Source organism: Micromonospora sp. NBC_00362 (assembly GCF_026342155.1).
In the GTDB taxonomy this organism is placed as follows: Bacteria; Actinomycetota; Actinomycetes; order Mycobacteriales; family Micromonosporaceae; genus Micromonospora; species Micromonospora hortensis.
Window position 1 is genome coordinate 5,839,060 of the sequence record NZ_JAPENH010000001.1, and the last position, 20,418, is coordinate 5,859,477.

The 20,418-nt window shown below is 71.6% G+C and carries 23 protein-coding genes and 1 tRNA gene; 11 read left to right on the forward strand and 13 right to left on the reverse strand.

All coding sequences use genetic code 11. The features are described from left to right. Window positions 1–85 precede the first annotated feature (85 nt). From OG992_RS26935 to OG992_RS26945, 3 genes are all read left to right on the forward strand, one after another. Window positions 86–838, forward strand: a complete 753-nt coding sequence (locus OG992_RS26935; protein ID WP_266304582.1) for a 1-acyl-sn-glycerol-3-phosphate acyltransferase — start codon at window positions 86–88, stop codon at window positions 836–838. Between the two features lie 73 nt (window positions 839–911). Beyond that, window positions 912–1,520 carry a cysteine hydrolase family protein gene (locus OG992_RS26940; RefSeq protein ID WP_266304583.1) on the forward strand — a complete coding sequence of 203 codons (609 nt, stop codon included), beginning with the start codon at window positions 912–914 and terminating at the stop codon, window positions 1,518–1,520. 4 nt (window positions 1,521–1,524) lie between these two features. Next, entirely contained in the window at window positions 1,525–2,505 is a 981-nt protein-coding gene (locus tag OG992_RS26945; RefSeq protein WP_238685489.1) for a GlxA family transcriptional regulator, read from the forward strand. On the opposite strand, the gene OG992_RS26950 is transcribed toward OG992_RS26945, so the two are convergent. From OG992_RS26950 to OG992_RS26970, 5 genes are all read right to left on the reverse strand, one after another. Next, on the reverse strand, window positions 2,387–3,109 hold the full coding sequence (locus tag OG992_RS26950; RefSeq protein ID WP_238685488.1) for a hypothetical protein: 723 nt from the start codon (window positions 3,107–3,109) through the stop codon (window positions 2,387–2,389). The two genes, OG992_RS26945 and OG992_RS26950, sit on opposite strands and share 119 nt — an antisense overlap. Before the next feature lie 72 nt (window positions 3,110–3,181). Next, on the reverse strand, window positions 3,182–3,895 hold the full coding sequence (locus OG992_RS26955; RefSeq protein ID WP_238678153.1) for a response regulator transcription factor: 714 nt from the start codon (window positions 3,893–3,895) through the stop codon (window positions 3,182–3,184). Continuing rightward, the gene (locus tag OG992_RS26960) at window positions 3,868–5,076 is read right to left on the reverse strand and encodes a hypothetical protein (protein WP_266304584.1); all 1,209 of its coding nucleotides are present in this window, start codon (window positions 5,074–5,076) and stop codon (window positions 3,868–3,870) included. The genes OG992_RS26955 and OG992_RS26960 overlap by 28 nt, the downstream gene beginning before the upstream one ends. After that, window positions 5,066–6,244: an ATP-binding protein gene (locus OG992_RS26965; protein WP_323181979.1), complete on the reverse strand. Its 1,179-nt coding sequence runs from the start codon at window positions 6,242–6,244 to the stop codon at window positions 5,066–5,068. The genes OG992_RS26960 and OG992_RS26965 overlap by 11 nt, the downstream gene beginning before the upstream one ends. Window positions 6,245–6,363: 119 nt before the next feature. Beyond that, on the reverse strand, window positions 6,364–6,759 hold the full coding sequence (locus OG992_RS26970) for a VOC family protein (protein ID WP_266304586.1): 396 nt from the start codon (window positions 6,757–6,759) through the stop codon (window positions 6,364–6,366). Between the two features lie 140 nt (window positions 6,760–6,899). Between OG992_RS26970 and OG992_RS26975 the strand changes: the two genes are divergently transcribed. Beyond that, window positions 6,900–7,898 carry a hypothetical protein gene (locus tag OG992_RS26975; protein WP_266304587.1) on the forward strand — a complete coding sequence of 333 codons (999 nt, stop codon included), beginning with the start codon at window positions 6,900–6,902 and terminating at the stop codon, window positions 7,896–7,898. A 54-nt stretch (window positions 7,899–7,952) separates the two neighbouring features. Here the strand turns inward: OG992_RS26975 and OG992_RS26980 are convergent, their stop codons facing one another. Next, window positions 7,953–8,276: a plasmid stabilization protein gene (locus OG992_RS26980; RefSeq protein WP_091405580.1), complete on the reverse strand. Its 324-nt coding sequence runs from the start codon at window positions 8,274–8,276 to the stop codon at window positions 7,953–7,955. A 364-nt stretch (window positions 8,277–8,640) separates the two neighbouring features. On the opposite strand from OG992_RS26980, the gene OG992_RS26985 reads away from it, so the two are divergent. Together OG992_RS26985 and OG992_RS26990 are read left to right on the forward strand one after the other, a co-directional pair. Next, entirely contained in the window at window positions 8,641–9,387 is a 747-nt protein-coding gene (locus tag OG992_RS26985; protein WP_266304588.1) for a GAF and ANTAR domain-containing protein, read from the forward strand. A gap of 179 nt (window positions 9,388–9,566) precedes the next feature. Next, window positions 9,567–10,064, forward strand: a complete 498-nt coding sequence (locus OG992_RS26990; protein ID WP_266304589.1) for an STAS domain-containing protein — start codon at window positions 9,567–9,569, stop codon at window positions 10,062–10,064. Window positions 10,065–10,103: 39 nt separating this feature from the next. Here OG992_RS26990 and OG992_RS26995 read toward each other — a convergent pair whose 3' ends face one another. Next, window positions 10,104–11,147, reverse strand: coding sequence for a hypothetical protein (locus OG992_RS26995; protein ID WP_238685480.1), 1,044 nt, complete (start codon window positions 11,145–11,147; stop codon window positions 10,104–10,106). Continuing rightward, entirely contained in the window at window positions 11,147–11,644 is a 498-nt protein-coding gene (locus OG992_RS27000) for a SigE family RNA polymerase sigma factor (protein WP_238685479.1), read from the reverse strand. Before OG992_RS27000 ends, OG992_RS26995 begins: the two co-directional genes overlap by 1 nt. 730 nt (window positions 11,645–12,374) lie before the next feature. On the opposite strand from OG992_RS27000, the gene OG992_RS27005 reads away from it, so the two are divergent. Continuing rightward, entirely contained in the window at window positions 12,375–12,677 is a 303-nt protein-coding gene (locus tag OG992_RS27005; RefSeq protein ID WP_238678144.1) for a MerR family transcriptional regulator, read from the forward strand. On the opposite strand, the gene OG992_RS27010 is transcribed toward OG992_RS27005, so the two are convergent. The 3 genes from OG992_RS27010 to OG992_RS27020 all read right to left on the reverse strand — a co-directional run bounded on the left by OG992_RS27010 (window position 12,662) and on the right by OG992_RS27020 (window position 13,885). After that, window positions 12,662–12,835 (reverse strand): hypothetical protein, encoded by a 174-nt coding sequence (locus OG992_RS27010; RefSeq protein ID WP_266304590.1) that lies wholly within the window; start codon window positions 12,833–12,835, stop codon window positions 12,662–12,664. The two genes, OG992_RS27005 and OG992_RS27010, sit on opposite strands and share 16 nt — an antisense overlap. 167 nt (window positions 12,836–13,002) lie before the next feature. Next, the gene (locus OG992_RS27015; protein WP_266304591.1) at window positions 13,003–13,581 is read right to left on the reverse strand and encodes an LPXTG cell wall anchor domain-containing protein; all 579 of its coding nucleotides are present in this window, start codon (window positions 13,579–13,581) and stop codon (window positions 13,003–13,005) included. A 231-nt stretch (window positions 13,582–13,812) separates the two neighbouring features. Next, a tRNA-Arg gene (locus OG992_RS27020) sits at window positions 13,813–13,885 on the reverse strand. Between the two features lie 160 nt (window positions 13,886–14,045). On the opposite strand from OG992_RS27020, the gene OG992_RS27025 reads away from it, so the two are divergent. Then, window positions 14,046–14,741 carry a hypothetical protein gene (locus OG992_RS27025; RefSeq protein ID WP_238685476.1) on the forward strand — a complete coding sequence of 232 codons (696 nt, stop codon included), beginning with the start codon at window positions 14,046–14,048 and terminating at the stop codon, window positions 14,739–14,741. 21 nt (window positions 14,742–14,762) lie between these two features. Here OG992_RS27025 and OG992_RS27030 read toward each other — a convergent pair whose 3' ends face one another. Together OG992_RS27030 and OG992_RS27035 are read right to left on the reverse strand one after the other, a co-directional pair. Beyond that, window positions 14,763–15,854 carry an alpha/beta hydrolase gene (locus OG992_RS27030; protein WP_238685475.1) on the reverse strand — a complete coding sequence of 364 codons (1,092 nt, stop codon included), beginning with the start codon at window positions 15,852–15,854 and terminating at the stop codon, window positions 14,763–14,765. A gap of 151 nt (window positions 15,855–16,005) precedes the next feature. Further along, a complete protein-coding gene (locus tag OG992_RS27035; RefSeq protein ID WP_238685474.1) occupies window positions 16,006–16,425 on the reverse strand; it encodes an HPF/RaiA family ribosome-associated protein in 420 nt (139 codons plus the stop codon). Window positions 16,426–16,729: 304 nt separating this feature from the next. On the opposite strand from OG992_RS27035, the gene OG992_RS27040 reads away from it, so the two are divergent. From OG992_RS27040 to OG992_RS27050, 3 genes are all read left to right on the forward strand, one after another. Continuing rightward, window positions 16,730–17,548 (forward strand): single-stranded DNA-binding protein, encoded by an 819-nt coding sequence (locus OG992_RS27040; protein WP_266304592.1) that lies wholly within the window; start codon window positions 16,730–16,732, stop codon window positions 17,546–17,548. 188 nt (window positions 17,549–17,736) lie between these two features. After that, window positions 17,737–18,795, forward strand: a complete 1,059-nt coding sequence (locus OG992_RS27045) for a cobalamin biosynthesis protein (RefSeq protein WP_266305282.1) — start codon at window positions 17,737–17,739, stop codon at window positions 18,793–18,795. After that, window positions 18,792–20,330, forward strand: a complete 1,539-nt coding sequence (locus OG992_RS27050) for a cobyric acid synthase (RefSeq protein ID WP_266304593.1) — start codon at window positions 18,792–18,794, stop codon at window positions 20,328–20,330. The genes OG992_RS27045 and OG992_RS27050 overlap by 4 nt, the downstream gene beginning before the upstream one ends. Window positions 20,331–20,418: the final 88 nt, after the last annotated feature.

Genomic DNA, 20,418 nt, shown 5'->3' on the forward strand with positions numbered 1-20,418 from the left:
GCCGGGCCGGCGGTGGCGCGCCATCCGCGTCGCCGCCGGTCCCGCCACCCAGCCGATCCCCAGCCGGTCAGGGTAGATTCTGCGAATGCCGGAGCTCGTGTACCCGCCCGTTATCGCCGCCGCCAAGACGCTGTTCCGGGTCCTCGACCTGAAGATCACGATCGAGGGCGCCCACCACGTACCCCGCACGGGCGGGGCGGTGCTGGCCAGCAACCATGTGAGCTACCTCGACTTCATCTTCGCCGGTCTGGGCGCGAACGCGTCGGGTCGGCTGGTCCGCTTCATGGCCAAGGATTCGGTCTTCACGCACAAGATCTCCGGCCCGCTGATGCGCGGGATGCGGCACATTCCGGTGGACCGGCAGGCCGGCGCGGCCTCGTTCCGCGCCGCCGTGGGCGCGCTCAAGCAGGGCGAGGTCGTCGGCGTCTTCCCCGAGGCGACGATCAGCCGGTCGTTCACCGTCAAGGAGCTCAAGAGCGGCACGGTCCGGATGGCCCGCTCGGCCAAGGTGCCTGTGCTGCCTGTCGCGTTGTGGGGCACCCAGCGCCTCTGGACCAAGGGCCGCCCGCGCACCCTGACCCGCCGGCACACGCCGATCACCATCCTGATCGGCGGGCCGATCAACCCGGCGGACTTCCCGGACCCGAACGTGCTGGCCGCCGAGCTGACCTCCCGGCTCAGCGCCCTCGTCGACCGGGCGCAGCGGGATTATCCGGACACCCCGGCAGGCCCGGACGACACCTGGTGGCAGCCCGCGCACCTGGGCGGCAGCGCGCCCACACCGGAGGAGGCCGCCGCTCTGGACGCCGCCGCCGAACACCGCGCCCCCACGCCGTAGTTGGCCGGATCGTTCCGCACCTGGGCACAATGGTGTCTGCCGGCGCGAACGCCGTCCGACCAGGATCGACGTCATGAGCAGAGCAGCACTCGTCGTGATCGACGTGCAAGAGTCCTTCCGCCAGCGCCCGATCTGGGCGTACGGCTCCAACCCCGACATGATCCGCCAGGTCGACCGGCTGGTGACTGCCGCCCGGCAGCGCGGCGACCTGGTGGTGTGGGTCCTGCACTCGGAGCCCGGAACGGGCGGGTTGTTCGACCCCGTCCTCTCCTACGTCCGGCTGATCGACGGGCTGGTCCCCGCCGAGGGTGAGCCGACGCTGGTCAAGACCGCGCACAACGCGTTCACCACGACGAACCTCCAGCAACTGCTCACCCAGGCGGGCATCACCGACATCACCGTCTGCGGCATCCGCACCGAGCAGTGCGTGGAAACCACCGCCCGGGTCGGCGCGGACCTGGGCTACCGGATGACCTTCGTCACCGACGCCACGCTCACCTTCCCCATCCCACACCGGGACCTGCCGGAGACCGCCACGGTCGCGGAGATCCTCGCCGACCCGCGCACCCTGACGAACGAGGAAATCGTGACCCGCACCGAGTACGCGCTGGCTGGCCGCTTCGCGACCATCCGCACCGTGGACGAGGTCACCGGCGTGACCCTCGCCGGCAGCCGGGGCTGACGTCGTGACCCGGGTCGTCTTCCTGCTGGTCCCACAGCTGCACCTGCTGGACCTCGCCGGGCCGGCCCAGGTCTTCTCCAGCGCCGCCGACCTCGGGTACGACTATCGACTGCACTACGTCGCGGAGCGCGAGCAGGTGCCCACGGTGCAGGGCGTACCGCTGGTCGCCGACACCCGGTGGCCCGAGCTGGCCCCGGACGACCTGGTGATCGTGCCCGGTTGGCGGCCGGCGGCGCACGGGCCGCAGGGGCCGGTGTCGCCCGGCGACCTGCGGCGGCTCGCCGAGCACCACGCGGCCGGTGGCACGGTGGCCAGTGTCTGCGCCGGGGCTTACGCGCTCGGGCGGGCCGGGCTGCTCGACGGCCGACGCTGCACCACCCACCACGAGGTGCAGGACGACCTGGCCCGCCGGCACCCGGCGGCCCAGGTCGTCCGCGACGTGCTGTACGTGGTGGACGACCGGGTGGTCACCTCGGCGGGCATCGCCAGTGGCATCGACGTGGCGCTGCATCTGGTGGCGACCCGGCACGGCCCGGCGACCGCCGCGAAGATCGCCCGCACGCTGGTCGTCTACGCCCGCCGCAACGGGCACGAGCCGCAGGCCAGCGCGTTGATGCGGCACCGCTCACACCTGTCCGACTCGGTGCACCGGGTGCAGGATCTGATCGACAGCCGGTACGCCGAGCCCCTGCCGCTGGCCGAACTGGCCGCCGCCGGCGGGGTGGCCGAACGAACCCTCACCCGGATCTTCCGGGCGAGCACCGGCCTCACCCCGCTCGGCTACCAGCAGCTGCTCCGGGTGGAACGGGCCGAGCACCTGATCGGGCACGGCACCACAGTGGAAGCCGCAGCGCGCGCTGTCGGTTTCACCGATGCCCGGATGCTGCGCCGCCTGCGAGCCCGCCCCACGTTGTCGGATCCGGTCTGGAGCGGTAGTAGTCGTCCCGGGAGTGGAACTCCACGGGCAACGAGCCGGGCAGCGTGATCCGGCTGTCCCCGGCGAGCAGACCGGGGCCGGCCCGCAGCAGCAGCACGTCGCGCTCCTGGGCCGAGAGGTCGACCAGTTGTGGACGGTTGAGCCGGAACATGGCCACCGCCCGGCGGACCTGCCGGGCCAGCGCCACGACCTCGGCGGTCGCGCCGCTGAGGGCCAACGCCGGCTGCTGAATGGTGCGCAGCGCGTCGCAGACGATCAGCAACTGCGCCGGAGCGTCCGGCGGGCTCGTGGGCAGCTCCAACCGGGACGGCCACTGCCAGCGGATCTGGCCGCTCATCAGGCCGTTCAGTCGAGCCGGCGGTCGGGCCCGGTGCGTGCCGTCGCCGACCAGCGACAGCTGCGAGCCACTGCCCACCCAGCAGATCCGCTGGTCGGTGACTGTCACGGCAACCGGCTCGGGCAACTGCCAACGGCGTCGCACCTCGCTCGGCCCGAGCAGGTAGCCCGCGACCAGCAGCTGGTGTCGCCCGAGCAACCGCTCGCCGGGAATCGGTCGCAGGTTGTAGCGGCGGTCCAGGGTCGGGCCCACGTCGTCGTCGGGGGCGTCGAACCGGTGAGGACCGATGAAGAAGGGGGACGCGTCGGAATGCATCGTCACGACCTTCCGGTCAGCTGGCTGTGTACTGAAGCCTTCCGGACCGGAGCGCCCCTGTCATGACGCCTGTTAGGGGGTCGGCCGGTCGTGTGTCGCCTGTGACCGGTAGATGCCGATCTCCTCCGGGCGGACGAGACCGTCCTCGATCGCACGGGCGAGTAGTGCCGCCTTTGTGGCGGCTGGCCGCCCCGCCCGGGTGTACTTGATCCGCGCCCGGTCGACGTACTGCTTCACTGTGTGCTCGCTGATCTGCATCCGCCGGGCCACCGACGCCTTGGACATCGACTGGAACCAGAGCAGCAGCGCCTCACGCTCCTTGTCGGACAACATCGGCCGGTCCGGCCGTGGGTCGCCGACCATCGCACCCGCCAGCGCCGGCGGCACGTACGGGCGGTCGCTCGCGGCGGCCAGCACCGTTTCCACGCAGTGTTCCCGGCCCTCGTGCTTGGCCAGGAACGCCACCGCCCCGGCGTCCAGCGCGGCGAGCATCGTCTGCGGGTCGGTGTGCTCCGAATAGACCACCACCCGCCGGCCGGCGGCGCTCAGCTCGGCCAACTTGTCCAATGCCATCCGCCCGTGCAGCCGCAGATCGAGCAGGACGACGTCGGCGTCCGGCGCCGCCCGCAGCACCGCGTCCGGGTCGTCGCCGGTGGCGAGCACCGTCAGACGAGGCTCGGTGGCGAGCCAGGCGCGGACCCCCTCGACGACCACGGGATGGTCGTCGACGATCGCCACCCCGACCGGCCGATCGCCGGTCACCGCCGCCACCGGGTCTGCGCCCATCTGATGTTCCCGTCCCGTTCGTAGAGGTGCTGCACCGGCCCGTCGTCGTGCTCCCCTGGGGGTGGGCCGGTCGACTCCGGCCCATCCCGATCCGGGGTGACCAGGCTGACCACCACCTCGTCCGAGCCGGAGACCACTGTCAGCCGCGCCCATCCCCGGGCGTCGGCGAGGGTGCCGGTGAGCGGGTCGGCCAGCCGACGGCGGACCTCCACCGGCAGCGGCGGTGGGGTGCCGATGGTGACCAGGTCGATCGGTAGGCCGTTGCGTTCCGCCAGGTCGGCGGCGGCTCGTAACTCGTGCAACAGCGGGTCGGGCACATCGTCGGACTCGGCGATCAGCCGGCGCAGCCGGGCGGCGGCCAGCATGCACCGGCGCTGCACCTCGGGGTCGTCCGGGTCGGCCTGGCCGGCGGCCAGGTCCCCGAGGACCCGCCCGGCCGCCGAACTGACCAGAGCGAGCCGGTCCCGGCGCTCCCGAAGGCCCCGCTCGGCGGCATCTCGCTCCGCGGCCATGGCGTGACCGGCGGCCGAGACGGCGGCCCGTTCCCGAGCCAGGCCGACGATGACGGTGCTGCCCACGAAGACCGCCACCGGCAGGGAGAACGTGCCGTAGACGTACATCACGTAACGGGCCACGTCCGCCGGATCGGGGCCGTGCACGAGCACGGCGACCAGGGCGATCAACGCGTGCGTGCCGAGGAGCGCGATCAGCCCCACGACGCGCCGACCCCACACCGCCAGCACGAAGAACCAGCCGAGCGTGCCCCACACCCAGTTGGCGGCGGTGAACAACTGCCGCTCACCGGCCGCGGCGAAGACTGCCGCGTCGACGACCAGCAGCAGCCCGGCCAGCGGCCACGGCGGCAGTGGCGAACCGTGCAGCAGCCGTACCCCGGCCACCGCGCCGGTCACGGCGACCAGGATCCAGGCGCCGAGCACCACCGCCGGCGCGGCGAACTCCGCGCGGGCGGACAGCACCGCCGGCAGCGCGATCGCGACGTGCCAGGCCAACGCGATGGCGACGGCGGCGATCCGGGCACCCCTGTCGGACGCGTGCGCCACGGCGGCCGGTGCGGCGAGCGTCGCGGGGGAGTCCGGTTCCCGGGGCGTCGGAACGCTGGTCCGGTCCGGTGCCTCCGGCGCCTCGGTGGGGTGCGCCGGGGCGTTCAGGTCAGCCGACACCGGGCCACTCCAGCCGAATCCGGGTGCCCGCGCCGACGGCCGAGTGCACGTCGGCCCGGCCACCGACGGTCGCCATCCGGCCGCGGATCGACTCGCGCAACCCGTACCGGTGCGGTGGGACGGTGGCCAGGTCGAAGCCGGGGCCGTCGTCGGCGACCTCGATCACGACGCCGATCGCGTCGCGGGTCAGCCGCAGCGTGGCCCCGGCGCCCGGCGCGTGGCGGACCACGTTGGACAACGCCGCGTAGGCGCTCTCGCTGATCGCGTCGGCCACGCCGACCGGGACGGCGCAGGACGCCAGGTCCAGCCGTACCGCGAGCTCGGGCAGCCGGCCGACCACCAACCGCAACCGCCCGTCGAGTGGCACCGGGCCGTCGCCGGCCACCGGGCCGACGTCGGTGAGCGAGACGAGGGTACGCAGGTCGGCCGCGCAACGGTCCCGGAAGACGGCCGAGGGCCCGGCCACCGCGCCCAGCCCCACCATGGTCAGCGTCCCGAGCACTGTGTCGTGCAGGTCGCGGTTCTGTTGGCGTTCGGCTTCGCGGGCGGCGCGCGCGACCAACGCCTCCCGGGTCATCCGCTGGTGTTCGACGAAGGCGCGGTCCGCCCGGCCGATGCGTCGGCGCATGACCGCCGCCATCATCGCCGTGCAGGCGGTCTGCGCCAGTAGCGTGGCCGCGTGTGCCCTGGCTTCGGTGGGGTTGCCGGCGGCCTGCGCCCCTGTCACGTAGGTGGCTATCACGAGCAGCCCGGCCGGGATCGACCAGCGGGCCGAGGTCGTGGCCTGCGTGTTGATCACCGTGGTGCTGGCCAGCACGGCGATCCAACTGCCCTCGCCGGGCAGCACCTCGGGCGCCACCAACACCGGGATGAGCAGGCAGGTCAGCGCGGTGACCGCCACGTCACCACCGACGAGGCCGGGGCCGATGCCGTGGCGCAACGCGCGGTGCGCGTACCAGAGGGACCAGCCGGTCAGCACTGCCACAGCGGGCAGCAACACCGCCTGCCGCACCGGCGGGGTCTGCACCGACACGGCCACCGCCGCGCCGAACACCCCGCAGCTCAGCCGGAGCAGCGCTGGGAGCGTGGTGAAGATGAGGCCCAGGGCCCCGCCGGCCGGGTTGTCCAGCGTGGGCGGCGGCACGGTTGGGGTGGCAACGGCCGGCATCGGGAAGTGTCCTTCCGACAACGACCCGGTCCGGGTCCACACGGCGTAGATCGACATCGGACAATAGCATGGCGGACCGTGACGGGGTGATCCTATGTGTGCGGAGTGTCGCTAATGTGTCACTCTGTGCTGTGGGGCTGAAGGAGGTCCCAGCGGTTGCCGTAGATATCGATGAATACCGCTACCGAACCGTACGCCTCATGCCGCGGTTCCTCCAGAAAGCGCACGCCGGCCGCCACCATCCGAGCGTGGTCCCGGGCGAAATCCTCCGTATAGAGGAACAGCCCGACCCGGCCGCCGGTCTGGTCGCCGATCCGAGCCTGCTGCTCGGCGCTGCTCGGCCGGGCCAGCAGCACTGCCGTCTCCCGGGCCCCCGCCGGGCGGACCACCACCCAGCGTGAGCCGTCGGGTCGCGCGGTGTCCTCCACCAGCTCGAAACCGAGGGCGCCGACGTAGAAGTCGATCGCCTCGTCGTACTCCCTGACCAGCAGGGTGACAAGTCCCAGATGTGCCATTCGGCCATTCTGCCGGCGGACGCCCCGGGCCCGGCTGGCGACGTCCGCGCCGGTCACCCTCGTCACGCCGCGGGCCGGCCGGCCGGAACCGGACGCGTCTGTCGTCCGTCTCATCCTCGGGTGGAAGGGTGGTGAGCCGGATGCGCTCGTCCCGGACGGTACTGGCGGTGGCACTGCTCGGCATGGCGCTGGGTGGCTGCGGTGGCACGGTGATCGGGCCGAGCGATCCGAGGGCGCCCGGTCCGGCCCAGATCGTCGACGGGTGGACGTCCTGCGCCAAGGCGGCACCCCGGGCCGGCGAGGTGATCACGGCGCCGACCACGGAGACGCCTCCGCCGGCAGTGAAAGAGCCGACGATCGGTCGCATCGACAGCGCATTCACAGCGGTCGCTGCCGTGATCTGCGGGCGGGAGATCCGGCCGGGCCCCAACGGCGGCCAGGAGCAGATCGCCACCGAGCGACGCGCCGAGCAGATCGCACCGCTGCTCACCGCGCTGCGTCTGCCCAGCGAGCAGACCGGCGGTGAGGTCGCCTGCACCCTCGAGATGGTCATCCCGCCGTGGTTGGCCCTGGTGGACGACCGCGGGCGCTGGCTGCGGCCGCACATCCCGACGGACTCCTGCGGCAAGCCTCGCGCCGAGGTGATCGCCGCGTTGGCTGGGCCGCAGTGGACCACAGTGGACACCCGTACCATCCGGCAGATCGAATCCGCGGCGGCCGAGACCGCCGGATGCGCGCAGCAGTGGACGGACATGGTGTGGGTGCGGACCCGCAACGGTAGCCCCGCGCCGCCCGGGCCGGGGCTACCGCCGGCCGCCGGGCGGCTGCGCCTCTGCGTCTACCAGGTGCCCGCGTCGCTCCAGGAAGGCGAGAAACCAGCGGGCGACTTCGTGTACGGCGGTCCGCTGCCAACCGAGCGCCAGGCGGGCGTGCTCCGGGCGCTGTCCAACCGCCGGGCAGTGGTCGACTGTGCCACCCCAGCGACCCGCTTCGCTGTGCTACGCCCGCTCGAAGGTACGGGCCCCGACCGGTACGTGGAACTCGACGGCTGCCGCCGATTCCTGGTCGCGCCAGCGAGCGGCGCTGCGCAGCTCGGCCAGGGCGACGACGCGCTCGTCGCCCTGCTGGGGCCCGTCTGAGCCGGCTCGGCGGGTCCACGACGCCGCCCTGTCGGGGCGGGGAACCACCGGTAGCTACTTCGACAGGGCCCGCTCCAGCTCGCTCTTCGACATCGACGAGCGGCCCTTGATGCCGCGTTGCTTCGCCTCGTTGTACAGCTGCTCCTTGGTGCGACCCTGTGCGCCGCTGTGGGAGCGCTTACCGCCACGGTGCCCGGACGACACGTCGTTGCGGGAGGACCGGCTCGCCGTTCGGGACTCACCCGAGCGGGCCCGTTCCTTGTTGACAGTGCGGGCCGCGATTTCCTTGGCCCGCCCTGAGGAGGCGCCCCGCTGTTGCGCGCTCTCCTTGATGTGCTCGTACTGTCGTTCTCTCTTCGGGCTTGATCCTGCTGGCATCGGTGCCTCCCACCTCCGCTGTCGGGTGCGGTCGAGGCCCGGCTCGTGCGCTTCTGAGCTGACATCGGCACATTCCGAGCCGGGGCGTGGTGTACGCGCTGTCTGAGCACGATGCCCCGCCGGCCGGGGGTCAAACGAGTGCGCCCGAGCCGATCCGGCTGCTTCGGGGACGTTCCACTCCGCGTCGTATAGTTGTCGCCGCAGCCGACGCGTGGGCGTCGGTCAGTCAGCGTCCAGCAGCGGGCGCCCGGGCTCGGTTGGCGAGTCCGTGCGGCGCCCCGTGCTCGCGGTGCGCCATCACCACGCGCGCTGCCGTCGCCTTCCTGCAACCGGTACGCGCCCCGGGCACGAGGACCTTGAAGTCATGGCACAGCAGCCCATTGACCCCAATGCGGCGATCTCCGAACTCGGCCAGATCAAGCTCGGCGAAACCGACCTGTCTGGAGTGTTGACCCAGGTCTCCGAGTTGGCGCGACGGACGATCCCCGGTGCCGAGGAGGTGTCGGTGACGTTGCTGAAGCAGGAGGGTGCGCACACCGCCGCGTTCAGCGGTGACATGGCGCTGCGACTCGACGAACTGCAGTACGAGCATGGTGAGGGTCCGTGCCTGGAGGCGGCCAGAGACTCCGCCGTCGTGTCCGTCCCGGACATGTCCGACGAGGTCCGCTGGCCGCAGTGGGCGGCCGAAGCCGTGCAGGGCGGAGCTCACAGCTCACTGTCGATCGGGTTTCCGATCCAGGAGTCCGTGCTCGGTGCGCTGAACATCTACGGGGCCGAGGCGGGTGCCTTCGACGACGACGCGGTCGCCCTCGCGGAGACGTTCGCGGGATACGCCGCCATCGCCCTCGCCAACGCCCACCTCTACGACACCACCGCCACCCTTGCCGCACAGATGCAGTCGGCCATGGAGAGCCGGGCCGTCATCGAGCAGGCCAAGGGCATCATCATGGGCGAACGCCGCTGCACCCCCGACGAGGCGTTCGCCGTCCTCGCGAAGGTTTCCCAGGACTCCAACCGCAAGCTGCGGGAGGTCGCTGCCGCCCTTGTGGAACGGACCACCCGGACGCCGAGTCTCAAGCGTGATCGCGGTGCGTCCGGCAACCTACCGTAGGCGTCCGGCAACAGTCTGCTGTGCGTTCGGGAGTTGACGGTCCGCCAGCGCAGCGCCGACTGAGGTCGGCCAGAGCCGACGCGACCGAGTGGCGGCCGACTACTCAGGCGGTTATCGTCGAGGTTGGTCAAGCCACGCGCCAATCCTGTTACGGATTTCAACAGGAGGCGTGTGCTCCCATGAATGAGCGTTCCTGGTCTTTCCCGAGCCGCTTCGACGGTATCCCGACGGCAGTCAGCCTCGGGCAGGTCACGCCAGCGGCGCTCGCCAGCAGCAAGCGGGATGGCCGCCTCGACCTCGACTCCTCCGGGCCGTCGTTCCAGGTGACCCGCTACACCGAGCCCACGAACCTGTCCGCGACCATCTCGCCCGACCGGATGGTCGTCGCCCCGGTGGGGTACGTCGACATGGACACGGCGCCACGCCTGGCCACGGCGCTGATGAACGCGATCGACAGCCATCCCGAAGTCTGTTGCGACCTGACCGGCGTCGGTTTCTTCAGCGCCGCGGGCGTGCGCGTACTTCTGCTGGCGCGAGACCGGGCGGACCAGGTCGGCTCCCGCTTCTCGATCCGAGGCGCCGGGGGAATCACCCAGCGGGTGCTGCGGATCACCGGGGTGGAGCGTCTGCTCCTCGGCCCCGAACAAGACGGCGGGCCAGCCGCGCGGCTCGGGTGATCCGCAGCTCGTGCACCACACCCTCGCCAGGGGGCGGTGTCACCAGGTGTCCGGGCGGTCGAGATCGCGGGCCGGCTGGTACCCGCCGAGGATCGCCAAGCCCTCCGCCTCGGTGTAGCCGTTCCCCCGACCCTTGCGGAACGCCTCGACGTGGCAGGGCCTGACCACCATCTCCAGCACGTCCCTGCCTTGTCGGCGGACCCGGTAGGGGCCCGCGACAAGGTCTCCGCGGCGGGCGTCGTCGCCGGCCGGGGCGAGTTGCGCCCGAACGGTCAGCCAACGACCGGATGCGTCACCGACCACCAGAGAGCCCTCGACGAAGGAGTCCCGCGCCGACCGGCCGAGCGTGACCGAGCACTCCAGCAGCCGTCCGTCGGGCGGCAGCGACTCCAGGCGGAACGGCACGACACAGCGGTGGGCGCCATCGAACCGGACCCGGCTCGCCGTACCGGCCGCCTCGTCCCGGGTGGTCGCGTAGATCTCCAACTGGGCCCAGAGCCCGTCGGCGGGTTGCCAGCGGACGAACCACAGCTTCCGGTCGCCGGACGGATCGAACCAGGCGACCCCGGGGCGGTCGCCGACCCGCACCTCGGTCCGTCCCTGCGGTTGCCCCTGCGAGGACAACGTCTGCTGGAGCCCGTCCAGCAAATCTTCGGTACGCGCCAACACGAAACGAGCCTGACCGGTCGGGCCGCGAAACTCGACGCTCTCGATGCCGCGCCCGGTGCGCCACGACGCGGAACTGGCATCGCTCACCAGCGTCTCGGTCGAGAAGTGCACAGTCGCGGGATCGGCACCGACCTCCTCGGGGCGTACGGTCCCACCGCTCTGTGCCTCCGGCAGCATCAACGCCGCGGCCGGCATGATCGGGTCATCGGTGGTTCCGCCGCCCGGAAACACCAGCACCACCGAGGTGAGAGCGGCACACGCCGTCGCCACACCGGCGGCGATCAGTCCTCGTCGCCGCAGTCGCAACCGCCGGCCACGATGACGGGCCCGTTGCACGATCGGCGTCGGATCGATGTCGCCGCCCGCCCGACGCTTGAGCGTGGTGGCGAGCTGCTCGTCGAGGTCACTGAACATCAGAGCTCTCCTGCCCATGCGTGGGTAGCTGCAACCTGCCGCTGACGCAACGTCGCCAGGGCCCGCCTCGCGTGTGTGCGTACCGTGCCTGTCGAACAGGCGAGGATCTCGGCGATCGAGGTGTCGTCGAGATCCTCGTAGTAGCGCAGAACGATCACGGTGCGCTGACGCGCCGGCAGATCACAGACCAGCCGCCACAGTGCGTCGCGCTCGGCGACCCCGGCGGCCTCGTCCACGTCGCCCGCCCGATCGAGCACCGCGGCAACCGAGATCTCGCGGCTGCTGAGCCGACGCCACCACGAGTTGTGGGTGTTGACGAGCATGCGCCGGACGTAGGCATCAGGACGGTCCGTCCGTGAGATGCGACCCCACCGGGCGTACGCCCGCGCGAGGACATCCTGAACCAGATCCTCGGCTCGGTGCTCGTCACCGGTCAGCAGCCGGGCGAGCCGCACCAGCGCCGAAGTGCGAGCGAACGCGTACTCCTCGAACGTCACGCCCTATTAACGCCTCAGGCCGGCCGCTCCGTAGACACCCACCGGGCACTTTGTGCGCCGCAGGCCGGGAGTGCGGCGCACGCGGCGGCGGTGTCGTGGGTCCAGAGGATCACCGCGCCCGCTGGCCTTGGCACCGGCAGGACTTACTCCGTCCTCGGAGAAAATCTATGCGCGAAGCGCTAGACATTCGCGCCGTCGCCAACTAACGTTCCTGTGGTCGAGAGCAGAGCAAACAAAGACGCTGACGTTGCCGCCCCGCACGAGGGCGAAGGAGTGGGGCAGGGATCTTGCAAGTCCTGCTCGGTTCGGCGGCAGACATGTGCCGCAGTTAGGCAGTACGCGTGTGACAGCGGGTGGGGCCAACGCTTGTTCAGGGCTTCACCCGAGGTGAGGAGAGTTCGTCGTACGTGTTGGGGCCATGAAGTCGCGTGGGGCTCGGACACCGACGGATAGCACGGAGTACGACAGAGGAAATCAGAGGCAAGGGAGGGCATTACACCGTTGGATCGCCCGCTGCCAGTCGCAATCGTGGGCTGGGCGCGGACACCGCAGTTTCCCTCGAACGAGAGGTGGTCTCCGGTCACGCTTACGCGATCCTCGCACCCGAAGCCGTCCCTGACGGCTGGTGCGGACAAGACAAGCCGACGTTCTGTCGGTAGATGGTGTTCCTGACCCACAACCCTTGGGCCCCGGTGCTTCCGAGCACCGGGGCCCTCGTGATGGAGGTTCCATGGCTCAACCCGACGACATGCTCGACGATGAGGACTACCCCGCCTACACGATGGGCCGTGCCGCCGAGATCCTCGGCTGCTCGCAGGATTTTCTACGCCGGCTCGGCGAGGCGAAACTGATCGACCCGCAGCGCTCCAGTGGGGGGCACCGCCGCTACTCCCGCTACCAACTGCGCCTTGCCGCGAGGGCTCGGGAGATGTGCGACCAGGGCACCGACATGGCCTCGGCCTGCCGGATCATCATTCTTGAGGACCAACTCGAAGAGGCCCTTCGGCGCAATGAGCGTCACCAGCAGGGCTGAGCACACCGTCCGTGCGGGCCTGCCCCCACGATGAAGCCGAGCGCCACGCGGTCCCGCACCCGGAAGGACTCGGTGAAGCCGAGGCCGGCGTAGAACTCGGCGGCGCGGGAGACGTCCTCGCTGAAGAGGATCACCTGAGGAGTGCCGAACATCGACACGGCCCGACGCCATCAGCGCAGTGGCTTCTCGCTACGCGGGCACGTCCCATGAACTCCCGCAAGCGCGCGTTCGCCCAGCACGACTGCCCCCGCCGCATCCGCGACGGCCACGCACGGCGTTGACGCGCCCGGCTCGACGACGCATCGAGCCGGGCGCGTCAGGTGAGCTATGCCACGAAGCGCGAACGGCGTCGGCGGCCGATCAGGTAGCCCGCGCCGCCGAGGAGCAGGAGCACACCGCCAATGCCGGCCACCGTCGCGGTGTCAGCACCGGTCACGGGCAGCCCACCGCCCTCGCCACCCTCGCCGCCGGGCCCGCCCGGGCTGGCGGAGACGGTAGGAGTCGGTGCGACGCTCGTGGCGCTGGGCGAAGCGCTCGGTGTGGGCTGAGACGTCGGCGTCGGCGTGGGCTGAGACGCGCAGTCAAGCTCACGGGCGGCGTACAGACCGTCATTCAGGTAAGCCAGGTAGGCATCGACGGTCGCCTCCCCGAGCACCTTCTGCGCGGCCGCCTCCACGTTGGTGCCGGCGTCCGTCAACGTGCGAACCACAGTGATCCGTAGAGCCACCGACCAGGCATTCTGTACGCCCGTCTTGAGGAATGCGCGGAGCTCATCCTCGGTGCCCTTCAGCGCATCCTGAATGGCGCCGGGCAGAACGGGCAACTCGTCGGCGTTCGCCGCGGACAGGATCCGGGCGGCCAACACCCGTACCTCCTGCTCGGTGGCCGCTGACGTTCGTCGCACCCTTCCCGTACCCGGAGGAGGCGCAACGGAAAGCGGCCAGGGGAGCCACTGCACCGGTTGCGATATCGAACCTGCTGCTGGCCTTGGTCTACATGGGTCCGCTGGGCAGGTGTACTGGGCGCAGCGGCTTCAAGGCTAGGTAGCGGATCTCCGAGCTGCATGAATGGCTGTACGGGTCGAGGTGATCGACGGGACCCTGCGCGGCAAGCCGCTGACCTGCGGTGGTGGGGGTGCGCCCGGCAGGATTCGAACCTGCGGCCTTGGGATTAGAAGTCCCCTGCTCTATCCGCTGAGCTACGGGCGCGTGTGGCGTGGATGTCGCGCCCAGAGGGTACCGCCGTCCCACTGCCCGACGGCGAAAAGGGTGCCCGCGTCCACGTTGCCGAGCAGAGTCTCACGTCCGCCCCGTGGCGGGCATCCGGGTTACCGCGGACCGGCCTGGCCGTGGACCGTACCTTTGGCTGGTGCTGCTGGATTCCGACGCCGAGAGCGACGTCGCCTACGAGCTGTGCCAGGTCGTCGGTCGCGCCATCCTGCCGTATCGGTCGTCGGGCGACGTCGGTACCGCCTTCTTCTTCCGGGGCGGCGACGACCCGGTGGGGGAGTCGCTGCTGACGGCGGCCGACCTGGTGGGCGGTTCGGGTGGTGAGTTGAGCTTGCGGACGAGCGTCACCGAGCCGGCGGGGGTTGCCCCGGCCGTCATTCTCGAGGCCGAGATCGTGCCCGGTTGGGCCCGCTTTCCGGGCGACGGGGTCGCGGTGTTGCCGACCGCCGGCCTGCACCGGCACGCCGGCGACGGCGGCTGGCGGTGGCGCGTCCAGCCGGTGCCGGCGGGGATCGCCGCCGGGCCCGAGGTCGTCGCCCGCCTCGGCGCCGACGCCAGTTCCGCTTTCGTGCTGGCCCATGGGGTACGCGAAGACGGGTCGCGACCGCTGGAGGTCGCGATCGAGCGGGTGGTCCGCGACGGGGACGCCGTGCTGATCACCACCGAGCTGCCGCTGGGGTACGTCGGCGCGCCGGTCTTCATCGTGCAGGCTGAACCCACCGGTGAGGTCTCCCCGTACTGCCTGGGCCTGGTCCTGCCCGGCGTCGGCGCGCACCCGGTGGCGACCTTCGACCGGATCCGTGCCGTCCTCCCGGCGACGCCCGGCGACATCTGACCTTTCGCGCCGTCCGGCCTGTCAGCCGCCGGGCGTCGCCGCCCCCGCCGGGTCGACCGTCTGCGCGCCGACCGTCTGCGCGTTGGCCGGCGCTGTGTCGGCGGCGGTGGATGCGCCGTCGGCTGGGGCAGCATCGGTCGGCGCCGCGTCGGCCGGGGCGGTGGGGCCGGCGGCGAGGAACGCCTCGGCCCAGCGGCCCACCTCGTCGAACACCTTCTTCCGTACGACGGGGCCGGAGAGCGTGAGATCGTGCAGCCCTCCGTCGAAACGGGCCAGTGTGACGTGGCGACCGAGGCGGGGCGCGTAGCGGACCATGTGCTCGACGTCCAGAACGGCGTCGGCCAGTGTCGCGTTGTCGTGCCACTTGGTGCCCCGGAAGGACCGGGTCGAGCAGGCCAGCAGCACCGGCACCTGGATGTCCAGCCCGGCGCGGAGCCGACGTTGCCCGGTGCGGATCGCGTTCAGCCAGCCGGCCCGGACCGGGAACCCGGCCAGCGGCTTCCACGCCAGGTCGTAGGTCCACTCGCCGCGGTGGTCGGAGTGGATGCTCTCGCCGTACACAGTGCCGAGCCCGAACGGGAGGATGCGGTGCGGCGCCCTGCGGCCCAGCCGGGACGCGGCGGCCGCGAGGGGGCGACGGACCGCCCAGGGGGCGTTCAGATCGAAGAAGGGGCTGTTGAGCACCAGGCCGTCGATGGTGCCGGTGTCGCGGCGGGCATCCGCCCAGAGCGAGATGATCAGGCCGCCGGTGGAGTGGCCCATCACCAGCAGGGTGTCGTGCCCGTCGTCGGCGCGGATGATCTCGGCGGCGGCGTCCAGCTCGGGGAAGTAGTCGCTGATGTCGCGGCAGAAGTTGGGGGTCTGGGCGGGGAGCAGACTGCGGCCGTATTTGCGCAGGTCGAGCGCGTAGAAGTCCCAGCCTCGCTCGGCGAAGAAGTCAGCCAGATGAGTCTGGAAGAAGTAGTCGACGAAGCCGTGCACGTAGAGCACGGCCCGTCCGGTGGGGCGCTCGGCCCGCCGTCGGACCAGTGTCGCGACAACGGGGCCTTCGTCGTCGGTGCCCAGGTCGATCGTCTGCCGCTCGTACGGCGGCCCCAACACGTCCGGTTCCACGAACGCGACGCTACGCCGCCAACCTACCGAGCGGTAGCCCGTCCCCGCCCGCCCCCACTCATCCCGCGATCTTGCACTTTCTGTCCCGACATAAGGGGCAATAGCCGCTGTTCGGGAGCCGAAAGTGCAAGATCGCGGGGTGCGGCGTGGGTCAGGCAGTTTCCGCGTCGGCGCGGAGGGCCGGGTTCTCCGACTCGTCGGGCTCCAACTGCGGCTGGGGGAGGTCGCGCAGGTGCTTGTTGTGCCGGGGCTCCTGGCGGGTCTTGGCATCGTTGAGCCGGCGGCGCAGGTCGTCACGAACGTCATTGAGGGCGGCGTGCAGATCCTCCTCCGCGGAGGTGGTGACGATCTTCTGCCGGCCGGCGATCCAGCACTCCAGTGTGACCTTCTGACCACGCGCCTCCCGGTCCTTCACCGACACCTCCAGCTCGGTGGCGTCAGCGTGGAAGCTGGCGAGCCGGGCGTCGAGGGTGGCGAACTGCTCGGCGATCCAGTTGCGGTCGCCCTGGGAGAACCCGGCGCCCACCCGCAGGCACTCAGCCACGGTGGCCGGGTTCGCCACGGCGCTCATCGCTGCGCCTCGGAAGCGTTCGCGGAGTCGATGGTGGTGATCATCATGGCGCTGACCTCTCGTCGACGTGGAGCTGTCGGTGGTGCGTTGATCAAGTCCTTACCCAGTTCGGGTGGCCTGGGAAACCGTGGACGGCGGGTCGGGCGGGTCGGGCGTACCACATCGGGGCGTGATCAGGGCGTTGTCCACAGGTGCGTTCGTCATCCACAGGCCGAGGATGGGCCCTCGCGACGGGTGCTTTCAGTGTCGATGCTCGGTGTCGAGTCGACTCGCGCTGGCAGGCCCCGATCCCCCTGGAGGGACGATGTTCGACACTTACGTGACAATCGTCGGCAATGTGCTGACCACGCCGGAATGGCGACGTACGACCCAGAGCAACACCCTGGTGGCCAACTTCAAGGTCGCCTCGACCGCCCGCCGCCTCGACCGGGACAGCGGCCGGTGGGTCGACGGCAATTCGCTCCGCGTCCGCGTCAACTGCTGGCGCAAGCTCGCCGAGGGGGTGGCGGCCTCCGTCATGGTCGGCGACCCGGTGGTGGTCTGCGGACGGCTCTACACCCGCGACTGGACCGACGACGCCGGCAACCACCGCACGCTCTACGAGCTGGAGGCGGTCGCCGTCGGCCACGACCTGTCCCGAGGTCGGGCCCGGTTCCTGCGCAACCGGCCGAGCATGACGACCAGCACCGTGGAGGACTCGGAGGCCGAGAGCCGGGTGCACGGTGAGCCCACCGAGCCGGTGCCGGCCGGGCAGGCGCCCGTGCTGCCCGACGACCGTCTGCTGGACGACGACTTCGAGCTGCCCGACTACGCGGAGCTGCGAAGCAGCCCGTTCGGCAATGTCCCGGCGGACGACGACAGCTCCCCGAGCGGCGGGGTCTTCGGTGACGGCGGAGCGATCGCGAGCCGCGGGCAGGCAGGGCAGGCAGGGCAGGCAGGGCAGATCGACGCTCCGCCGGCTCTCGACGACGAGTTGGCCCCTCCGCCCGAGGCGGACGACGACGACAACGCCGACGGTGACGTGGACATCGAGTTGGGGCCGGTGCCCGACGAGGGGCAGCCGGAGCCGGCGCAGCCCGGTCGAGGGCGCCGCGGTCGGGGCCGGATCCCCCAGCCAGCCTGACCGATCACGACGGGGGCGGGGTGGCGGCGCGACAGCGTCGTCACCCCGCGTGACGGGCGTGGGCGCTGGCCTGCCCGTTCACTCCACGGGTTCTCGTTGCCGGTGCGGGACCGTGGGATGGGCTGGTTCACGGAGTGCTCGTCTAGGCTGGCCGGCCGGAGGTGGTGCGGGTGCGACGGACAGCGCCGATGGCGAACGCGGTGGGGCTGCTGGCCGGGTACGCGCTGGACAGGGCGCTCGGCGACCCCCGCCGGTGGCACCCGGTGGCCGGCTTCGGGCAGGCCGCGGGTGCGCTGGAGCGCCGCCTCTACCGCCCGGACCGTACGGCGGGTGCGGCGTTCACCGCGCTGGCCGTCGGCGGGCCGGTGTTGCTCGGGGCGGTCGCCGCGGCGGCTACCCGACACCGGCCGGTGACCCGGGCGGTGCTGGTGGCGGCCGGCACGTGGACAGTGCTGGGCGGCCGCACGCTACGGCACGAGGCGACAGTCATGGGTCGTACGCTGCGTAACGGCGACCTGCCCGCTGCCCGGCGACGCCTCGGTCACCTCTGCGGGCGGGACCCGTCGACGCTGGGCGAGTCGGAGTTGGCCCGTGCGACAGTCGAGTCGGTCGCGGAGAACACCTCCGACGCGGTGGTCGCTCCGCTGCTCTGGGGCGCGGTCGCTGGTCTGCCCGGGCTGCTGGGCTACCGCGCGGCGAACACCCTCGATGCGATGGTCGGGCACCGGTCGACGCGCTACGCGCGGTTCGGCACGCCGGCCGCTCGGCTGGACGACGCGCTCAACCTCGTGCCGTCCCGGCTGACCGGGCTGCTCACCATCGCCGTCGCGCCGGTCGCACACGGGGACCGGCAGCGCGCCTGGCAGGTGTGGCGGCGCGACCGCAACGACCACCCGAGCCCCAACGCCGGTCAGTGCGAGGCGGCGATGGCCGGTGCGCTCGGGGTCCGCCTCGGTGGTCGCAACATCTACTTCGGGCGCTCCGAGGTGCGGCCGTTCCTCGGCGATGGCCCCCGCCCGGAGGCGCGGCACCTGAAGCGGGCCGCCCGGATCTCCGGCGCGGTGGGGCTGGCCGCCGTCGGGTTGGCCGCCGCGTACCCGGTGACGCTCGGTCGGCTGGTCGGCGCGGTGAGCAGGCGTGCACTGGTCGGCGCGGCGCGTCGGCGAGGGCCGGTTGCTGCGGCTGGAGGGCGCGGGCCGGCTGGCGCGGCCGGGGGCGTCGCGGTGCGGCGGGGGAGTGGTCGGTGAGCGGCGGGCTGCTGGTGGCCGGCACGACGTCCGACGCCGGCAAGAGCGTGCTCACCGCCGGCATCTGTCGTTGGCTGCACCGGCAGGGCGTGAAGGTGGCGCCGTACAAGGCGCAGAACATGTCGAACAACTCGGCGGTGGTCGTCGGGCCGGACGGGCGCGGCGGCGAGATCGGGCGCGCCCAGGCCATGCAGGCCGCGGCCTGCGGGCTCGCACCCGACCTGCGGTTCAACCCGGTGCTGCTCAAGCCGGGAAGCGACCTGGCCAGTCAGGTGGTGCTGCTGGGCGAGGCGGTCGACACGATCACCGCGGGCACCTTCCGGCAGTTGCGTCCCCGGCTCGCCGAGACCGCGTACGCCGCACTGACCGAGCTGCGCGAAACGTACGACGTGGTGATCTGCGAGGGTGCCGGCAGCCCTGCGGAGATCAACCTGCGGGCCGGTGACTACGTCAACATGGGGCTGGCCCGGCACGCCAACCTGCCCACCATCGTCGTCGGCGACATCGACCGGGGCGGTGTCTTCGCCTCGATGTTCGGCACAGTGGCCCTGCTCGACCCGGCCGACCAGGCGCTGATCGCCGGATTCGTGATCAACAAGTTCCGGGGCGACCTCGGGCTGCTCCAGCCGGGCCTGGACATGCTGCGTCAGGTCACCGGCCGCCCCACGTACGGGGTGCTGCCCTGGGCACTGGACCTGTGGCTCGACGCGGAGGACTCACTCGCCTACGGCCGGGTGCTGGGCCGACCCGCCGCCCCGCAGGGCAGCGAATGGCTGGACGTGGCCGTCGTCCGCCTACCCCGGATCAGCAACGCCACCGACGTGGAGGCGCTCGCCACCGAGCCGGGCGTCCGGGTACGCCTCACCATCGAACCGGCCGAACTGGCCGCCGCCGACCTTGTCGTCCTACCCGGCTCCAAGTCCACAGTCGCCGACCTCGGGTGGCTGCGCGAAACCGGTCTCGCCGACGCGGTCGCCACCCATGTGGCGGCCGGCAAGCCCCTGCTCGGCCTCTGCGGGGGCTTCCAGATGCTCGGCCGTGCCATCCACGATCCGGTGGAGAGCCGGCAGGGCAGCGTGCCGGGGCTCGGTCTGCTGCCCATCGACATCACCTTCGACCCGCGCAAGACCGTCCGGCAGTCGGTGGGCACCGGCCCCGGTGGCGTCCCGGTGCGTGGCTACGAGATCCACCACGGGTACGTGTCACAGGCCGACCCCGACCTGACCCCGCTGTTGACCAGCGACGACGGTGTCGGAGAGGGGGCAGTGCTCGGCGTGGTGCACGGCACGCACTGGCACGGGGCGTTCGAGTCCGACGAGTTCCGCCGGTGGTTCCTCACCGAGGCGGCTCGCCTGGCCGGCCGCAGCGGGTTCCGGGTCGCGCCGGCCACCAGCTTCGCCGCCGCCCGGGAGCGCTCACTCGACCTGCTCGGCGACCTGGTCGAGGAACACCTGGACACCGATGCCCTCTGGCGTCTCATCGAAGCCGGCCCACCCGCCGACCTGCCCTTCATCCCACCCGGCGCCCCGTCCTGATCGGCGCACCGTCCCTTGGGGAGGGTGAGAGCGCGGACCGCGCATGATCGTGCTCGATCGTTGTTGGAGGGGCCTCGTCCACGCAAGG

Bases quoted from the DNA above. Each gene is read 5' to 3' on its own strand.
- OG992_RS26935 (WP_266304582.1), top strand. From the start codon at position 86: ATGCCGGAGCTCGTGTACCCGCCCGTTATCGCCGCCGCCAAGACGCTG.
- OG992_RS26940 (WP_266304583.1), top strand. From the start codon at position 912: ATGAGCAGAGCAGCACTCGTCGTGATCGACGTGCAAGAGTCCTTCCGC.
- OG992_RS26950 (WP_238685488.1), bottom strand. From the start codon at position 3,109: ATGCATTCCGACGCGTCCCCCTTCTTCATCGGTCCTCACCGGTTCGAC.
- OG992_RS26955 (WP_238678153.1), bottom strand. From the start codon at position 3,895: ATGGGCGCAGACCCGGTGGCGGCGGTGACCGGCGATCGGCCGGTCGGG.
- OG992_RS26965 (WP_323181979.1), bottom strand. From the start codon at position 6,244: ATGCCGGCCGTTGCCACCCCAACCGTGCCGCCGCCCACGCTGGACAAC.
- OG992_RS26970 (WP_266304586.1), bottom strand. From the start codon at position 6,759: ATGGCACATCTGGGACTTGTCACCCTGCTGGTCAGGGAGTACGACGAG.
- OG992_RS26975 (WP_266304587.1), top strand. From the start codon at position 6,900: ATGCGCTCGTCCCGGACGGTACTGGCGGTGGCACTGCTCGGCATGGCG.
- OG992_RS26980 (WP_091405580.1), bottom strand. From the start codon at position 8,276: ATGCCAGCAGGATCAAGCCCGAAGAGAGAACGACAGTACGAGCACATC.
- OG992_RS26985 (WP_266304588.1), top strand. From the start codon at position 8,641: ATGGCACAGCAGCCCATTGACCCCAATGCGGCGATCTCCGAACTCGGC.
- OG992_RS26990 (WP_266304589.1), top strand. From the start codon at position 9,567: ATGAATGAGCGTTCCTGGTCTTTCCCGAGCCGCTTCGACGGTATCCCG.
- OG992_RS26995 (WP_238685480.1), bottom strand. From the start codon at position 11,147: ATGTTCAGTGACCTCGACGAGCAGCTCGCCACCACGCTCAAGCGTCGG.
- OG992_RS27005 (WP_238678144.1), top strand. From the start codon at position 12,375: ATGGCTCAACCCGACGACATGCTCGACGATGAGGACTACCCCGCCTAC.
- OG992_RS27035 (WP_238685474.1), bottom strand. From the start codon at position 16,425: ATGAGCGCCGTGGCGAACCCGGCCACCGTGGCTGAGTGCCTGCGGGTG.
- OG992_RS27040 (WP_266304592.1), top strand. From the start codon at position 16,730: ATGTTCGACACTTACGTGACAATCGTCGGCAATGTGCTGACCACGCCG.
- OG992_RS27045 (WP_266305282.1), top strand. From the start codon at position 17,737: ATGGCGAACGCGGTGGGGCTGCTGGCCGGGTACGCGCTGGACAGGGCG.